20 protein-coding genes are annotated in these 15,296 nt (G+C 49.2%); 13 read left to right on the top strand and 7 right to left on the bottom strand.

The features are described 5' to 3' along the window. Positions 1-112: 112 nt before the first annotated feature. The gene (locus NK662_RS17410; protein WP_254760218.1) at positions 113-406 is read left to right on the top strand and encodes a DUF3055 domain-containing protein; all 294 of its coding nucleotides are present in this window, start codon (positions 113-115) and stop codon (positions 404-406) included. Positions 407-603: 197 nt separating this feature from the next. After that, positions 604-729 (top strand): GapA-binding peptide SR1P, encoded by a 126-nt coding sequence (locus NK662_RS17405; protein WP_254760217.1) that lies wholly within the window; start codon positions 604-606, stop codon positions 727-729. 51 nt (positions 730-780) lie between these two features. On the opposite strand, the gene NK662_RS17400 is transcribed toward NK662_RS17405, so the two are convergent. Both NK662_RS17400 and NK662_RS17395 read right to left on the bottom strand, forming a co-directional pair. Further along, positions 781-1,611, bottom strand: coding sequence for a protein-glutamine gamma-glutamyltransferase (locus tag NK662_RS17400; protein ID WP_254760216.1), 831 nt, complete (start codon positions 1,609-1,611; stop codon positions 781-783). A 109-nt stretch (positions 1,612-1,720) separates the two neighbouring features. Next, positions 1,721-3,193, bottom strand: coding sequence for an aminotransferase class I/II-fold pyridoxal phosphate-dependent enzyme (locus NK662_RS17395; RefSeq protein WP_279665014.1), 1,473 nt, complete (start codon positions 3,191-3,193; stop codon positions 1,721-1,723). 259 nt (positions 3,194-3,452) lie between these two features. Between NK662_RS17395 and NK662_RS17390 the strand changes: the two genes are divergently transcribed. Beyond that, a complete protein-coding gene (locus NK662_RS17390) occupies positions 3,453-4,412 on the top strand; it encodes an NAD(P)H-dependent flavin oxidoreductase (protein WP_254760214.1) in 960 nt (319 codons plus the stop codon). A gap of 9 nt (positions 4,413-4,421) precedes the next feature. After that, positions 4,422-4,691, top strand: a complete 270-nt coding sequence (locus NK662_RS17385) for a UPF0223 family protein (protein ID WP_254760213.1) — start codon at positions 4,422-4,424, stop codon at positions 4,689-4,691. A 102-nt stretch (positions 4,692-4,793) separates the two neighbouring features. Here the strand turns inward: NK662_RS17385 and NK662_RS17380 are convergent, their stop codons facing one another. Then, on the bottom strand, positions 4,794-5,408 hold the full coding sequence (locus tag NK662_RS17380; RefSeq protein WP_254760212.1) for a YktB family protein: 615 nt from the start codon (positions 5,406-5,408) through the stop codon (positions 4,794-4,796). A gap of 205 nt (positions 5,409-5,613) precedes the next feature. Between NK662_RS17380 and NK662_RS17375 the strand changes: the two genes are divergently transcribed. Further along, a complete protein-coding gene (locus NK662_RS17375) occupies positions 5,614-5,802 on the top strand; it encodes a YkzI domain-containing protein (RefSeq protein ID WP_254760211.1) in 189 nt (62 codons plus the stop codon). Between the two features lie 156 nt (positions 5,803-5,958). Then, the gene (locus NK662_RS17370) at positions 5,959-6,747 is read left to right on the top strand and encodes an inositol monophosphatase family protein (protein WP_254760210.1); all 789 of its coding nucleotides are present in this window, start codon (positions 5,959-5,961) and stop codon (positions 6,745-6,747) included. An 88-nt stretch (positions 6,748-6,835) separates the two neighbouring features. Here NK662_RS17370 and NK662_RS17365 read toward each other — a convergent pair whose 3' ends face one another. Further along, positions 6,836-7,009, bottom strand: a complete 174-nt coding sequence (locus tag NK662_RS17365; protein ID WP_254760209.1) for a DUF5325 family protein — start codon at positions 7,007-7,009, stop codon at positions 6,836-6,838. A gap of 186 nt (positions 7,010-7,195) precedes the next feature. Between NK662_RS17365 and typA the strand changes: the two genes are divergently transcribed. The 3 genes from typA (at position 7,196) to NK662_RS17350 (ending at position 9,867) form a co-directional block, all read left to right on the top strand. Further along, positions 7,196-9,040, top strand: coding sequence for a translational GTPase TypA (gene typA, locus NK662_RS17360; RefSeq protein WP_254760208.1), 1,845 nt, complete (start codon positions 7,196-7,198; stop codon positions 9,038-9,040). A 227-nt stretch (positions 9,041-9,267) separates the two neighbouring features. Next, complete coding sequence (locus NK662_RS17355) at positions 9,268-9,579, top strand: YlaH-like family protein (protein ID WP_254760243.1); 312 nt, start codon at positions 9,268-9,270, stop codon at positions 9,577-9,579. After that, positions 9,580-9,867: a hypothetical protein gene (locus tag NK662_RS17350; protein WP_254760207.1), complete on the top strand. Its 288-nt coding sequence runs from the start codon at positions 9,580-9,582 to the stop codon at positions 9,865-9,867. A 4-nt stretch (positions 9,868-9,871) separates the two neighbouring features. Here NK662_RS17350 and NK662_RS17345 read toward each other — a convergent pair whose 3' ends face one another. Both NK662_RS17345 and NK662_RS17340 read right to left on the bottom strand, forming a co-directional pair. Beyond that, positions 9,872-10,291 (bottom strand): hypothetical protein, encoded by a 420-nt coding sequence (locus tag NK662_RS17345; RefSeq protein WP_254760206.1) that lies wholly within the window; start codon positions 10,289-10,291, stop codon positions 9,872-9,874. Between the two features lies 1 nt (position 10,292). Continuing rightward, positions 10,293-10,493, bottom strand: coding sequence for a YlaI family protein (locus NK662_RS17340; RefSeq protein WP_254760205.1), 201 nt, complete (start codon positions 10,491-10,493; stop codon positions 10,293-10,295). Between the two features lie 396 nt (positions 10,494-10,889). Here NK662_RS17340 and NK662_RS17335 point away from each other — a divergent pair, with 396 nt between their 5' ends. Together NK662_RS17335 and NK662_RS17330 are read left to right on the top strand one after the other, a co-directional pair. Beyond that, positions 10,890-11,345, top strand: a complete 456-nt coding sequence (locus NK662_RS17335) for a pyridoxamine 5'-phosphate oxidase family protein (protein WP_254760204.1) — start codon at positions 10,890-10,892, stop codon at positions 11,343-11,345. 212 nt (positions 11,346-11,557) lie between these two features. Continuing rightward, positions 11,558-12,886: a PhoH family protein gene (locus NK662_RS17330; RefSeq protein WP_254760203.1), complete on the top strand. Its 1,329-nt coding sequence runs from the start codon at positions 11,558-11,560 to the stop codon at positions 12,884-12,886. A gap of 38 nt (positions 12,887-12,924) precedes the next feature. Here NK662_RS17330 and NK662_RS17325 read toward each other — a convergent pair whose 3' ends face one another. After that, complete coding sequence (locus NK662_RS17325; protein ID WP_254760202.1) at positions 12,925-13,422, bottom strand: peptidyl-prolyl cis-trans isomerase; 498 nt, start codon at positions 13,420-13,422, stop codon at positions 12,925-12,927. Between the two features lie 168 nt (positions 13,423-13,590). On the opposite strand from NK662_RS17325, the gene NK662_RS17320 reads away from it, so the two are divergent. Both NK662_RS17320 and NK662_RS17315 read left to right on the top strand, forming a co-directional pair. Further along, on the top strand, positions 13,591-13,878 hold the full coding sequence (locus NK662_RS17320) for an Fpa/YlaN family protein (RefSeq protein ID WP_254760201.1): 288 nt from the start codon (positions 13,591-13,593) through the stop codon (positions 13,876-13,878). A 119-nt stretch (positions 13,879-13,997) separates the two neighbouring features. Then, on the top strand, positions 13,998-15,176 hold the full coding sequence (locus NK662_RS17315) for an FtsW/RodA/SpoVE family cell cycle protein (RefSeq protein WP_254760200.1): 1,179 nt from the start codon (positions 13,998-14,000) through the stop codon (positions 15,174-15,176). Positions 15,177-15,296 lie beyond the last annotated feature (120 nt).

Here is a 15,296-nt window from a genome sequence, read left to right as displayed (position 1 = left end):
AAGTCTCCCACTTCATTGTAGCACTAAGTTAAATTTTTTGACAATTGAAAGCGTATAATTTCTTCTTTTTCTTCATATATACATTAGTACGATTTAGGAGGAGGTCATAAGAGTGTACGAAAAGCTGTATGAGGAGCATGAGCAGGCAAGGGTCAGGTTCATTGGTTTTACGACGAATGATATCCGCTATGATTTCGGGATCATTTATACCAGTATGTTTTTCGGAAAACCATTAATTATTTGCATGCAGACGGGCCGTTCCACTTTGCTGGATCATACAGATATTGAAAATGCACATCATTTGAAGAACACATTCCGTCTCCGGACAGAAGAAGAGGCAAATGATTTGGCGGAAATTCTCCGTTTTTGGCTCCCGAGTCCGCCGCTTCATGCCGAGTATGAATAAGCCGCTGCTTTTCGCAGCGGCTTTTGTCTTTTTATATCACATAAAATCATAATAGTACATATTATACTACTAAAAATAATTGAATGAGTTATACTAATTTATCATTGACGTTAACAGTATAACCCATTAAAATAAAGTTATAGGGTAAAGCGTTTACAAAGTCCATGGGAATATCACATATATAGGGGGAAAAGCAAATGGGTACAATCGTATGTCAGGTATGTGAGGGCACAATTGCACACTTCGAGGATGAAAAGGTAACAGTATTGTATGGGCAGTGCTGCCCGAACTGCGCGCCGAAGCGCGACACAACAGAAGCTTAAAGCATAGAAGCCTGCCGGTTTGGCAGACTTTTCTCTTTTGCGATATGCACTTTAATGTATCGTCGTTGTAGAGCCTACTGTGGCCATAACGATATTCTCGCGAATGGGGATCAATTGGATGTTTGTTGCGATCTTGTTCTTATCAGCGAAGCGGCTCATGGCGCGAACATCTATACGCGTCAGCATGTCTGTTAAATACGCGGAGAGAAAAGCCCCTGGAAAGCGCCGTTCATTCAAGTGGAAAATGATTTGGTCGTAGGTGCGCACTCCGACACCGTGTCCATAGTACATGCCATCGCCCAGATAAATGGTGTTTTCCCCTTGCCAGTGCATCATATCCGGATTCACATGCGGATTTTTGAAATAGGCAAGATCTCCCTGAACGATATCGGCGTCCGTCCGGATTACGAGGCGCAAATCCTTGTCGTAGTCCCATGTATATAATAACAGGCCGGCAAACATTCGATTGAACGTGTCCTCGTTGTACAATTCCAGCAATGCCTTATACATAATAATAATCATTGCTGTTGCGCATTCTGTCCCATATTTGGAACCGTTGTTAAAGATATCGCGGATGGCAAAGGAAGGGAGCATGTCTTTCTTCAGTTGAAATCCGCCATTCTTTGCCCGGGTCCAGTACGCCTCGTTGCATATGGAGGTTTCGAAGGTGCGAAATTGCATGCCGCCGCTGAAGAGGCTGATACAGGCAAGCAGCAGCTGGAGGCGCACATTGAGGTCAAAGGAGAGCTGATCGATGGACTCGTACGTATGCACCTCCTGACTGCCGGCCAGACTGGTCAAAATTTGCTGCTTCGTTTCAAAGAATGGTTCTGCTTCGTTGGCTAAATAAGGGTGCACAACAGAACGTCCAATTACAATCATCACTCATCCCACCTAGTATAGAGTCTTTATATCGTATGAGGGCAGGGAGGAGTGGTGCGAAAGAAAAAGGCTGTCTCCGGAAAAACGGAAGCAGCCTTTTTCTGTCATTCTATTCAATTGGCTTATACTCTTTAATGACACGCAGCGTTTTCAGCTCCATGTCCTCCGGCCCTTGCACAGGCAGACCGGCTTCCAGATTCTTTTTAATATAATCCAGGTTATCCTGCGTAATGATTTCACCCGGTGTGAAAATTGGAATTCCCGGCGGATATACCATTACGAATTCTGCGATAATGCGCCCTGCCGCTTCCTCAAACGGAACGATCTCCGTTTCAGAATAGAAAGCATCGCGCGGAGAAAGCGCCAGTACTGGAATTTCCGGAATTTCCACATGCACTTGCTTGCCTTCCTCCGCCTGATGCTTGAAGGTTTCAGACAGGTCACGCAGCGCAGCCAGCAGCAGATTTGCTTCTTCCTCCGTATCACCCAGTGTGATCAGGCATAGAATATTGTACAAATCGGACAGCTCGACTTCAATATTATGCTTTTCCCGCAGCCAAAGCTCCACATCATGGCCTGTGATTCCTAAGTCTCTCACGGAAATGATCAGCTTTGTCGGATCGAAGTCATAGGTTGCATCTGTGCCGAGAAGCTCTTCGCCCGCACAGGACAAGTATGGAATTTCGTTCACTTCTTTGCGGATGTTCTGCGCCAAGCGGATTGCTTTGTCAATCAGCTCGCGTCCTTCTGTTGCCAAACGCTTGCGTGCGGAATCCAAAGAAGCAAGTAAAATGTAGGACGTTGAAGTTGTTGTCAGCATGCTGATGATTGCCTGCACGTGCTTTACATTCACCAAGCCTTCCTTCACATTTAAGATGGAGCTCTGAGTTAAAGAGCCGCCAAGCTTATGCACGCTTGTGGCTGCCATATCGGCACCCGCTTGCATGGCAGACATCGGCAGATCCTCGTGGAAATGAATATGCACACCATGTGCTTCGTCTACGAGCACCGGAACATTATGGGCGTGCGCAATCTCGACAATTTGCTTCAGGTCTGTTGCAAAGCCAAAGTAGGTAGGGTTGATGACGAGCAATCCCTTTGCATCTGGATGCTGCGCCAGCGCGCGCTTCACAGAAGAAATGGTAATTCCGTGCGAGATTCCAAGGTTTGTGTCCACTTCCGGGTGGATGAAAATGGGCTTCGCACCGGAGAAAATGATGGCGGACATGACGGACTTATGCACATTGCGCGGCACAAGAATTTTGTCTCCAGGCCCGCATACGCTCATGACCATTGTCATGATGGCGCCGCTTGTGCCTTGTACAGAAAAGAATGTATGGTCAGCGCCGAATGCTTTTGCCGCCAGCTGCTGGGCTTGCTTGATCATGCCCTTGGGATGATGCAGGTCATCAAGCGGCGCAATGTTGATCAGGTCAATGGACAGCGCGTTCGGACCAATGAAGTCACGGAATTCAGGGTCCATGCCTTGTCCCTTTTTGTGTCCGGGAATATGGAATTGAATTGGATTTCTTTTGCTGTGCTCAACTAATGCTGTAAATAATGGTGTCTCGTATTGGGACAACTTATACACCCCTTCGCTTGTATGGTTTGTATGCAGTCTGCTGCAGCCGCAACAGTTTGTTGGTCATATAAAGGATGAAAATCAGTTCTTGAGCGGGGGCGGATGGCCAGCTCCGCTTTTCGTTGCAACAAAACAAATGAATTATATCACCTATAATGGCGGATGTATAGAATATTTATGTAGTGCCGGGGATTTTTTTGAAAAGGGGAGGAGTACAGGAAAAGAGGAAGAACTATTGTTACGAAAAGGGGGTAATACAATGAATTGGGAAACGAGACTTACAAAGCTGCTCGGGGTGGAATATCCCATCATCCAAGGCGGATTGGCATATTTGGCATACGCGGATTTGGCAGCTGCGGTGAGCAATGCTGGAGGATTGGGGCAGATTACGGCCATGAGCCTGCCTTCTCCGGAGGCGCTGCGGGAGGAAATCCGCAAGGTTCGTTCCATGACGGACAAGCCGTTCGGGGTGAACTATGCAATCGGGCAGCACGGACGTCCGTATGAGCATATGCTGGAGGTGGCCATTGAGGAGGAAGTGCCGGTTGTGACCATGACCGGCGGAAATCCGACACCCATTTTCAAGCGCTTGGAAAATACCAATATCAAGAAGCTTGTTCTGGTGGCGGCGAGACGGCAGGCCCAAAAGGCGGAAGAGCTTGGCGCGGACGCGGTCATGGTCGTTGGACAGGAAGGCGGAGGCCATCTGGGGCGGGATGATTTAGGGACAATGGTGCTTGTGCCTCAGGTTGTGGATGCGGTGAGCATTCCGGTAGTGGCATCCGGCGGCATTGGGGACGGCCGGGGCTTTATGGCTGCTCTCAGCCTCGGGGCCGAGGGGATTGAAATGGGAACGCGCTTTATTGCCACGCAGGAGTGTGTGCATGCGCATCCTATATATAAGGAAATGCTTGTGCAAGGGGGAGAAGCCGACACCGTGGTCATTAAGCGCAGCTTGGGAGCTCCGGGACGGGTGATCCGCAACGAATGGGCTGACAAGATTCTGCAGCTGGAGCAAGCCGGTGAAGGGTTTGAAGCACTGCGTCCATACATAAGCGGGACAGCCAACCGCCGCTTTATCTATGAAGGACAGGGACAGGAAGGATTTGCATGGGCCGGTCAGGTGATGGGCAGAATTACAGATATCCCTTCCGTTTCTGAGCTGTTTGCACGTATAATACAGGAGGCGGAGCAGATCCGGACAAGATGGAGCAAGTGAGGTGACAACATGGAATATGCATACCCGCTGGACTATCACTGGTCAACCGACGAGATCATTGATGCAGTCCGGTTTTATGAAGCGGTGGAGAAAGCGTACGAGAGCGGCATCAGCCGGGAAGAGCTGATGGGGATCTATCGCCGCTTTAAGGAAATTGTGCCAAGTAAAGCCGAGGAAAAGAAGCTTTGCGACGAATTTGAAGAAATGAGCGGCTATTCCTGCTATCGGACGATGCAAAAAGCAAGAGAAGCAGCGGAAAACAGTGTCGTTAAAATGTAGAAATATTTTGAAAATTAATAACGGAAGTGTTACAATAGAATAACAATTATAAACGGACAATGGTTTCATTGTCCGTTTTGTTGTCTCCTGCATACAAATAGGTTAACGGGGGATAGAATACAAAGGCAGCAACGCAGTAAACACATCCTCAATGGTTTGTACAAACTGTTCGTCCGACATGGAAACCATTTCATTCCTTTGAATATGGATGCCGGCCAGCAGTTCCCCTTTTTTCACGTTTCCGAGCCGTTGTATCATCTCACGCAGTTCTTCTTGCGAGCGCGGTGCCGCCTCCGGTTTCATATGGTCGCCCGACCATACAAAGTGAGATGGCAAGGCAGTCACAATGTCCTCTACATGCTTTAGGAACCCGGCAGCATAAGCTTGCTTGTCCGGACACTCGTAAATCAGCCCGAAGTACAGAAACACATGCGTTTCCCAAAGGCCAATTTGGAAATGCGGCAGCATTTTGTAGCCGCGCTTGTTCGGTGCAAACGCCACCCAAGTATCCTTTGGCGGATTCACCGTACGGCGGGCATGCTTTGCCACATGGTAAAAGAAAGGCTCATGCAGTTCTTCCGCAAAGAACGGCGCAAAACGCTCTCCCAATGCTTCCAGCTTTGGCCGGATTCTTGTCTGTATATTTGTCATCCGCTCCTCCAAATCGCCGCCGGCAAAGACGGCGAAGTCAAGGGCATCAAAAGAAAGCTGTTTCATAGGCGTCCCCCTTAGCAATTTGTTTTTCATTCTAGCACAGCTTGTCCCATTTGTGGCGGCAGAAGGCCGAAAAAAATAATTAGGTAAAAAACCAAATTTGTTGCATAGAGGATTTATCCCACATAATATGATATAAAACAAAATATCAGAAAATTGAGTCAAATCGGGGCCAAGGGCAAACTAATATTTGAGAGGAGGCAGACAAATGAGACAGGTAATTAACGCGTTAAAGAGAACAGATGCAGAGAAAAGGATTCCGGTGCTTCGCTTGGAGCTTGATTATGAATTGGCGGTTCTGTTCGATGCAATGACAGAGAATGATGAGAAGAAGAAAGAGGAGTGCAAAAGAAAGCTTGAGATGCTCCGACTTGAAATGATCCGCCTAGAAGCGTAATAATAATGTATGTATGAACCAAATTTTGGTGCGAACCTTATATATGAAGGTTCGTTTTTTCTGTGAAAAAGCTGTTGCAGCAGGACGGGATTTATGTTTCGGTTTCGCAAAACCATGATCAGTTTAGAGGAATGACAAGAAATGGAGTGTGGAGCAATGCGAGTTGGCTGGAGAGAAGTAGAGGAAAAAGCTCAGGAGTGGGTGCGTGAGGCGGGTGCCCTGTTGCTTGCTTCCTTAAAGGAATCCTTGGTAATTGAAACGAAAACAAATGCGTCAGACTTGGTTACGAATATGGACCGGCACATTGAGAAGTATTTCATTGAACGCATTCAACGTACATATCCAACGCACCGGGTGCTTGGAGAGGAAGGCTATGGCGATGAGGTGGCTTCTGCAGAGGGAACAATCTGGATGATTGATCCCATTGATGGAACCATGAATTTTGTCCACCAAAAGCGCAACTTTGCGATTTCTGTAGGCGTGTATCATGAAGGAGAGGGCATGATCGGCATTATTTATGATCCGGTGCATGACGAAATGTATCATGCGGTAAGGGGAGAGGGTGCCTATTGCAATGGAGTCCGGATTGCTGAACTGCAGCCTGGAAACGTTGCTGAAGGTGTCATTGCTGTAAACGCCATGTGGCTGACGGAAAATCCGAAGGTAAATGCTGAGAAAATGGCAGCGCTTGTACGGGAAGCGCGGGGAACACGCTCTTATGGATGTGCTGCTTTGGAAATTGTCTATGTGGCAACAGGACGTCTGGACGGCTACTTGACGCCGCGCTTGTCTCCTTGGGATTTTGCTGCGGGCGCAGTCATTATACAAGAAACAGGGGGAATTATTACCACTTTTGCCGGACGGGCACTGGATCCTGTGCAAAAAGGAAGTGTGCTTGTTGCCAGACCGGGTGTACATCCGCAACTCCTGGAATATGTAAAGTAACCCTTATATGCAATAAAAAAACTTCTGCAGATAAACAGAAGTTTTTTTATTGCAGCAAAAGAAAGTGTCTCTTTTCCTTACAAAAAAGCTACCGGCGCAGCTTGCGCTTCATTGCAAAGCCATAGCCCATTGAGGCAATTGTGCCGATAATGCAAACGATTACACCTGCTGTACTGCTTTCAGCAACCATGATGCCAATGCCAATCATAAAAATGACAGCCACAATTGCAGTCATGAGAAAGCGATATTGAATCTGCTCCATAAGTTTGTTCACCCTCCCTCTGTATTGTACTGTACAATTTTATGGAAGCACAACTATCTTTTATATCGAGGAATTGCAACTTTATGTGTTCGCTCTTATAATAGAAAAGGCATTGAAAACCGTTTTGTGAAAAAAGATAACTGTAAGGCTGCTTTGGGCAGCAAAAACATGTAGGAGTTGTGAAGAGTGAAAAAACGAGAAGATTTACGCAACATTGCGATTATTGCTCACGTAGACCATGGAAAAACGACGCTTGTCGATCAATTGCTTCGTCAGGCGGGTACATTCCGTTCCAATGAGCATGTAGAGGAGCGCGCGATGGATTCCAACGACCTGGAACGCGAGCGCGGCATTACGATTTTGGCGAAAAATACGGCGATTAACTATGACGGTACCCGTATTAATATTTTGGATACACCAGGCCATGCTGACTTCGGCGGCGAAGTAGAACGGATCATGAAGATGGTTGACGGCGTATTGCTGGTTGTCGATGCTTATGAAGGCTGCATGCCGCAGACGCGCTTCGTATTGAAGAAGGCGCTGGAGCAAAAGCTGACGCCGATCGTTGTCGTGAACAAAATTGACCGTGACTTTGCCCGTCCTGAGGAAGTTGTGGACGAGGTATTGGATCTGTTCATTGAGCTTGGCGCAAATGAAGACCAGTTGGAGTTCCCGGTTGTATTTGCTTCCGGCATCAACGGCACAGCCAGCCTGAGCCCGAACCCGGCTGACCAGGAAGAAAACATGCGCTCTCTGTTCGATACGATTGTGGATCATATCCCGGCGCCGGTTGATAACAGTGAGGAGCCGCTGCAATTCCAGGTGGCGCTTCTTGACTATAATGACTATGTCGGCCGTATCGGAATCGGCCGTGTGTTCCGCGGTACCATGAAGGTGGGACAACAGGTGGCTCTGATGAAGCTGGACGGAAGTGTGAAGCAATTCCGTGTAACAAAGATTTTTGGTTTCATCGGCCTGAAGCGGGAAGAAATTCAGGAAGCAAAAGCTGGTGACCTGATTGCGGTATCCGGCATGGAAGATATCAACGTGGGTGAAACAGTATGTCCGACGGAGCATCAGGAGGCGCTGCCGGTGCTGCGTATTGACGAGCCGACGCTGCAGATGACGTTCCTGGTAAACAACAGCCCGTTTGCCGGCCGTGAAGGTAAATTCGTGACAGCGCGTAAAATTGAAGAGCGCCTGCGCCAACAGCTGCAGACAGACGTAAGTCTTCGCGTTGATAACACAGATTCCCCGGACGCTTGGATTGTATCCGGCCGCGGTGAGCTGCACTTGTCCATCCTGATTGAAAATATGCGCCGTGAAGGCTACGAGCTGCAGGTGTCCAAGCCTGAAGTTATTATCAAGGAAATTGACGGCGTCCGCTGCGAGCCGGTAGAGCGCGTCCAGATTGATGTGCCGGAAGAGCATACAGGCTCTATTATTGAGTCTCTGGGCCAGCGCAAAGGTGAAATGCTTGATATGAGCAACAACGGCAGCGGCCAAATGCGCCTTGTGTTCATGGTGCCTGCACGCGGTCTGATCGGCTATACAACAGAGTTCCTGACGCTGACACGCGGCTATGGCATTATCAACCACACGTTTGACAGCTATCAGCCGATGCAGCCGGGTCAAGTGGGCGGCCGCCGCCAGGGTGTACTGGTTTCCATGGAGTCCGGCAAGGCTTCCACATACGGCATCATGGGCGTAGAAGACCGCGGTGTTATCTTCGTTGAACCGGGCACAGAAGTATACGAAGGTATGATTGTGGGCGAGCACACACGTGAAAACGATCTGACGGTTAATATCGTGAAGGTGAAGCAGGCGACAAACATCCGCTCCGCCAACAAAGACCAAACAACAACAATGAAGAAGCCGCGCCTCATGTCTCTGGAGGAATCCCTGGAGTACTTGAACGACGATGAATATTGCGAGGTAACACCGGAGTCCATCCGTCTTCGCAAGAAGATTCTCGACAAGAACGAGCGCGAACGTCTCGCGAAGAAGAAAAAGTACGCAGAACAAGCGTAAGCATATAAAGGGGAATCCGGGTCTGACCCGGGTTCCCTTTTTGTATAGCGCGCAGGGTTTAGCGGGATTGCAGAATCTGGTGACCTGGCAGCTGTACAAATACCGCAACACTTTTGAAGCATAATTATTTTCAGTCTTCTTCATGCTTTTGTCTAGACAGACATATGTAAGCGGGTTACTCTAGTAGTAGACCAGAACAAAGGGGAGTCATGGACGTGGATGTAAATATTTTAAACCGCATGACATTTTTTGGGAAGCTGTTCCGCGTGGATGAAAATCCGGAAACGGGGATGTGGATGCTGTATGCCGCGGTTGTCGTGCTGAGCATTATTGTATATAACCTTGGCTTTGCCCGCAAGCTGCCCGTGCTGCAAACTGTAATTGTATATGTACTGCTGCTGGCTGGCTGCACGGTGTTGACGTTCTTTGCCGTATTCCTGCCGGTGGCGGAGGGGCTTGTGGCGGCTGCCATTGTGCTTGGGATTTATAAGCTGCGCCTGCATCAGTCAAAGAAGCAGCGGGCCGAGGGGGGAATGTAAATGCGCTCCGTACAAGATGCTCTGTACAATTGGCTGACAATCAAGGTGGTGGCGGAAGGGCGCCCGGATGACAAGGCGGCACAGGAAACCTACGAGCTGTTTGACGGCATTCTGCGCCAGGATCACGGTGTGTCCCATATCGAAGTAGAACGCCGCGAGGATGACGAAATGTATTATGTGTCCTATGAAAAGGATGGCGTGAGCAAGTCAACGCGTTTTCCGTTGGAGCTGATTGACTGTTATTTGGAGCAAATGCAGCGTGAACCGGAGAAGTTCAAAAACTACTAAGCCCTTATCTCGGATAAGGGCTTTTTTCATATGCATATGCAAGGGCAACGGCATACAAAGCGTGGCCGAGCACCCAGAGAGAGAAAGCCGCCATGTCTGTTGGGACAGGCACATCCCGAATCGACAGGATGCTGAGCGGGAAATACAAAAAAATAGTTGGAAAGGTCAGCAGTGCCGCAAGCACATAGGCGCTGATGCGGAAGCGCTGCAGGAGAAAGCCAAGGACAGCCCCGATGGCGAGTGAAACGAACAGGTGGAATAAGAACTCCGTCCACTCCGGCCAGCGGATGCTGCCGATGTAGGGAATGAAGTCGACATTCAGCAATAATGTATACACCTTAATACCAGTCACAGTCTCCAGCAGCTTGAAGAACAGCCCGAGCACAATGCCGCTCCAGGCACCCGCAATGAGGCCTCGTTTCACCTTACCAGTCCTCCTCTGTTTTTTTCTTGCGATACAGCTTGAATTTGCCTGTCGCGAGCCGCTCCTTCGTACGTTCTGTAATCCGGTCATGGCACGGATTGCACATATATGTATGAATCGGACGGTTGCGCAGGCGCTTCGCCACTGGATTCTCATCATGCAATGCTTCGATTTTATCGCATAGTACGCATTTTACTCTCATCTTGTCACCCCGGAAACGAAAAATATGTCCTGTCTAGTATAGCACGAAAGAGCGGCCTTCTAAAAAGTATTTGGCGGCGAAACAAGCCGGTTTTGTTTTTCCTTCACGGACGGGGTGCCTGCCAAGAGCGGAAAAGCCCGAAAGTGTGCCCCTTCGGTGAGCTGAACGAGCCGGTTCCGCTTTTCTTGATGTCCAGCTGTACCGGCTAGCTCACTGCCAGAGAGAACCTCCGACACAGAGAGGCAAAAAGCGCCTCTCAGGTCGAAGAACCTCCCTTCGGTGAGCTGAACGAGCCGGTTCCGCTTTTCTTGGTTTTGACAGCACTCTTGTATGGAAAGTATACTGAGTTTGTAAGAATGGCGCAGGCAAGCTGTTTGCGCAAGAGGGGGAAAAGAAATGGCAAATGTAGTGGAACCGGTGCTGACACAAGGGCTGCTGGCTGCGTTGCAGGAAGAGCGCATTGTGACAGTGGCAACAATCGATTTTGAAAAAGGAACGCCAAATGTAAGTGCGATTTCCTGGGTATATGCAATGAACGAAGGGACTGTCCGCTTTGCGGTGGACCAGCGCTCACGCATTGTGCAAAACCTGCGGGCAAATGAGGCCATTACGCTCACAGTGATGGCTGAGGAGTCTGTCTATTCTATCGGCGGCAAGGCTGCGATTCCGACAGACCGCCTGGAGGGGATCCCATTGAAGCTGGCGCTTGTGGAGGTCACAATCGAAGAAGTGCGTGATGTGATGTTCTACGGTTCCAAGGTTTCTGTGGAGCCGAAATATGAGAAAACATATGACGCGCGGGCGGCGGCCAAGCTGGACCAGCAGGTGCTGACAGCGATACAAGCATACTAGTACATAGGAGCGGGCAGGAGACTGTCCGCTCTTTTGCGAATATATAAAGTAAGCACCATCGACTTTTTCCTGCTGCCAGCGAGGATATTCGGAAAGTTTCAACGGTTTGTCATTCTATCAAGCCTGCCGCACACATATATTTATAGCAACGGTTCGTCCAAGGGTGCGGAAGCCCTTGTTCTGCAAACTCAAGGAGGTCAGGGGGTAACAGATTGGGAAAAATCTATGTTCTCGATACGAATGTATTGCTGCAGGATCCGTTGTCTATTTTCGCGTTTCAGGATAATGAGGTCGTCATCCCGGCTGTTGTGCTAGAGGAAGTGGACTCCAAGAAACGGTATATGGATGAGGTTGGCCGGAACGCCCGCCACGTGTCTAAGCTGATTGACAAGTTTCGGGAAATAGGAAAGCTGCATGAGAGTATTCCTCTGGAGAACGGCGGCACGTTCCGCATTGAGCTGAATCACCGTTCCTTTGTGCAACTGCAGGAAATTTTTGTGGAAAAAACGAATGATAACCGTATTTTGGCAGTTGCGAAAAATTTGGCTCTGGAAGAGCAGTCCCGGGAGAACGGCCGCCCAGTCATTCTCGTCAGCAAGGATGTGCTTGTCCGGGTAAAGGCTGATGCGCTTGGTCTGCAGGCAGAAGATTACCTGAGCGACCGCGTCATTGAAATGGATAATATTTATACCGGCTTTTTAGAGTGCTATATCCAACAGGAGCAGCTGGGACGCTTTTATGAAAAAGGAGAGCTCGCTGTTTCAGAAATTGCAAATCATCCATTCTATCCAAATCAGTTTGTGCTGATGAAGGATGTGCTCGGCGGGTCAGCCTCAGCCGTCGGCATTGTAGACCATACAGGGAGCAAGGTCAAAAAGCTTGTGTTTCCAAATGAGCATATTTGGGGCATCCGGCCGCGCAATGTGCAGCAGGTCATGGGCATGGAACTGCTGCTGCGGGAGGATGTGCCGCTCGTTACGCTGATTGGGAAGGCCGGGACAGGGAAGACACTGCTGGCTCTGGCTGCCGGTTTGATGCAAACAGAGGATTTGGGATTATATAAGAAGCTTCTGGTGGCACGTCCAATCGTGCCGGTCGGGAAGGATATCGGTTATTTGCCGGGGGAAAAGGAAGAAAAGCTCCGTCCTTGGATGCAGCCGATTTTCGACAATCTGGAGTATCTGTTCAATACGAAGAAGCCGGGAGAGCTGGATGCGATTTTGGCAGGCATGGGCTCCATCGAAGTGGAGGCACTTACATATATTCGCGGCCGCAGCATTCCGGAGCAATTCATCATCATTGATGAGGCGCAAAACCTGACAAAGCATGAAGTGAAAACGATTTTGACCCGTGTGGGGGAACGAAGCAAAATTGTGCTCATGGGCGACCCGCAGCAAATCGACCATCCGTATTTGGATGAGTATAACAATGGCCTCACCTATGTGGTGGAGAAGTTTAAAGAACAAAAGATCAGCGGGCACGTTAAGTTCGTGAAGGGAGAGCGTTCCGGTCTGGCACAGCTGGCGGCTGACCTTCTATAAAAAAAAGAGCGACCTGCTTCGGCAGGTCGCTTTTCGGCTCAGCGGACATGGAATGAGCGGACGCGGCGGATTGGATTGTGCTCATTGGAGCCATCCCCGAAATAGAAGTGAACGGGACCGTCCTCCCTCAGCGGCTTGCCCTCTTTGGAAAAGCCGAGCACTGCATGCAGTGCATCCGCCAGCAATACCGTAATCGTTTCATCCTCGGTGTGGATCTCAACTTCGTATGCATCCTCACCGGCCTCGGCATTGAGAAGGAACGGGCGCAGCGGCATGCAGAATGTCCCGGTCAGCACACGCTCTTTTTCAAAGCGGGATACACTTTTGTTTACCGGCGGGTAGACAGCACCCTCCCGGATTTCCCGGTCCCAGTGAGCGCCGGCCTTTCTCTTATATTCCTCAAGCTCGTCTTGTTCCTCCTGGCGTTCCGCAAAATATGTAGTTAAATCCCTTTTCCGGTCATCAAAAATCCAAACACCCGGATCCAAGGTGATGGAAAAACGGACATTGCCAGTAATACTTAAAATATTCTCCATTTTCACAGCCCCCCATTTGTTTTATGCCCCTGCTTTTCAGTATAATGTTCACAGGGATGATTGTCACTCGTGATGCTGGCGGGAAATATTTTTATTGCAATTTGCCAAAACTATCTATAATATTAAAAGATAGGATAGGAGAGTTGGACGGAAACGGAGGGAACGAATTTGGCGTCTGAGACAGCAACTAATCACCAGGAAAAGGCACTTGCCCTTCTAAAAGCTGATGCCGGAAAAATATTGAAGCTCATCAAGGTACAAATGGACCATTTGACGATGCCGCAATGTCCGTTATACGAAGAAGTATTGGACACGCAAATGTTCGGGTTATCCCGTGAAGTCGACTTTGCTGTTCGGCTCGGCCTCATCCAAGAGGTGCAGGGAAGAGAGATTCTCGGCGAGCTGGAGCGGGAACTGTCTGCGCTTCATGAAGCGTTTACGAAAAAGCAAGGATAACGGGTTCAATATAGGAGCTCAAACTGTTACAGTTTGGGCTTTTTTGCTACATAAAGAAGGGAAATGCTCTTTGTGCACGGAAATACAGTAGTAAAATTGAGAGAGGAAGAGGTTTTATCATGAAACGCATGTGGAAGTCTCTAGACTATTCTTTAGTGCTTCCGTTCATTATTTTGTGTACACTGGGCCTGATTATGGTGTACAGCACAAGCTCCATCGTGGTGGTTTTGAAATTTTCGGATAAACCATTGACCTATTTTTTTGTGAAACAACTGAAGGCTCTTGGGATCGGGGTGGTTGCCATGGTTGCCTTGGCTGTTATTCCCTATGAATTCTGGCGCAAGCGGCTGTTTGTATGGCTGCTGTATGGGGGCAGCATCGGTGTGCTCGTACTGTTGCTGTTTAAAGGAACGAAGGCAAACGGAGCCCAGCTGTGGCTGTTTGGAGTTCAACCGTCGGAATTTGTGAAAATTGCATTCATCCTGCTGATTTCCCGTTTCTTTGCAAGGCGCCAGGAAACGGGTACAGCGCTGTGGCAGGGTGTCGTGCCGGTTGGATTATATATTCTTGTCATCTTTGGCCTTATGCTGAAGCCGGATTTGGGTACAAGTCTCATTCTGGGCGGCATGCTGCTGTGTATGTTATTCTGCTCAGGAATTCGGCCGAACAAGTTCATTTCCCGCACACTTCTGCTGTCGCCTGTATGGGTCCCGCTCTTATACTTTAGCATGAAGTTCGTCATTTCCAGAATGCCAGTCTACCAGCAGGCCCGCTTCATTGCCTACGAAGATCCGTTTGGGACACAGCAAACCTTTGGCTATCAGCTCGTCAGCTCGTTTGTTGCCATTGCATCCGGTGGGTTCAGCGGGCTTGGCCTTGGCAACAGTGTGCAAAAGCTGGGCTATCTGCCTGAGCCTCATACGGACTTTATCCTGGCGGTTGTATCGGAAGAGCTTGGGTTCCTCGGCGTCGCCATCATCCTCGGCTGTCTGCTGCTGTTGATCGTGCGCTCTCTCCGCCTGGCACAGCGCTCCCAGGATTCCTTCGGATCTATGATTGCAATCGGGGTTGCCGGCATGCTTGGCATCCAGACGTTTATTAATGTGGGAGGCATAACGGGGATTATCCCGCTTACAGGGGTTCCGCTTCCTTTCATCAGTTCGGGCGGCAGCTCGCTTATGGCAAGCTGTATGGCTGTGGGGCTTTTGTTGAATGTCTCGTCGGCAGTCAGACGGCAGGACAAATCGGCAGCACCGGAAAATCAGCAGGCCCGCCCACAGCTGGCGGTTGTAAAATAGCGCGTTGAAGAACCACAGATGTGGTTCTTTTTTTTGTGCAGCGCAGTAACCTTGATTGCAAGAAGCCCCGGGTTCAGTTGCAGGGATTGTCAGAATATATGAGATGTTTTACTGTTCAAA

The sequence above is a fragment of the Ectobacillus ponti genome (genome assembly GCF_024294785.1).
Classification (GTDB): domain Bacteria; phylum Bacillota; class Bacilli; order Bacillales; family Bacillaceae_G; genus Ectobacillus; species Ectobacillus ponti.
The sequence above is the reverse complement of the archived record's forward strand: the minus strand, read 5'-3'. Positions and strand labels throughout refer to the sequence as shown.

Excerpts from the sequence above, each read along its gene's own strand:
- NK662_RS17405 (WP_254760217.1), top strand. The coding sequence starts at position 604 with ATGGGTACAATCGTATGTCAGGTATGTGAGGGCACAATTGCACACTTC.
- NK662_RS17400 (WP_254760216.1), bottom strand. The coding sequence starts at position 1,611 with ATGATTGTAATTGGACGTTCTGTTGTGCACCCTTATTTAGCCAACGAA.
- NK662_RS17390 (WP_254760214.1), top strand. The coding sequence starts at position 3,453 with ATGAATTGGGAAACGAGACTTACAAAGCTGCTCGGGGTGGAATATCCC.
- NK662_RS17385 (WP_254760213.1), top strand. The coding sequence starts at position 4,422 with ATGGAATATGCATACCCGCTGGACTATCACTGGTCAACCGACGAGATC.
- NK662_RS17380 (WP_254760212.1), bottom strand. The coding sequence starts at position 5,408 with ATGAAACAGCTTTCTTTTGATGCCCTTGACTTCGCCGTCTTTGCCGGC.
- NK662_RS17375 (WP_254760211.1), top strand. The coding sequence starts at position 5,614 with ATGAGACAGGTAATTAACGCGTTAAAGAGAACAGATGCAGAGAAAAGG.
- NK662_RS17370 (WP_254760210.1), top strand. The coding sequence starts at position 5,959 with ATGCGAGTTGGCTGGAGAGAAGTAGAGGAAAAAGCTCAGGAGTGGGTG.
- NK662_RS17365 (WP_254760209.1), bottom strand. The coding sequence starts at position 7,009 with ATGGAGCAGATTCAATATCGCTTTCTCATGACTGCAATTGTGGCTGTC.
- NK662_RS17350 (WP_254760207.1), top strand. The coding sequence starts at position 9,580 with ATGCGCTCCGTACAAGATGCTCTGTACAATTGGCTGACAATCAAGGTG.
- NK662_RS17340 (WP_254760205.1), bottom strand. The coding sequence starts at position 10,493 with ATGAGAGTAAAATGCGTACTATGCGATAAAATCGAAGCATTGCATGAT.
- NK662_RS17335 (WP_254760204.1), top strand. The coding sequence starts at position 10,890 with ATGGCAAATGTAGTGGAACCGGTGCTGACACAAGGGCTGCTGGCTGCG.
- NK662_RS17325 (WP_254760202.1), bottom strand. The coding sequence starts at position 13,422 with ATGGAGAATATTTTAAGTATTACTGGCAATGTCCGTTTTTCCATCACC.
- NK662_RS17315 (WP_254760200.1), top strand. The coding sequence starts at position 13,998 with ATGAAACGCATGTGGAAGTCTCTAGACTATTCTTTAGTGCTTCCGTTC.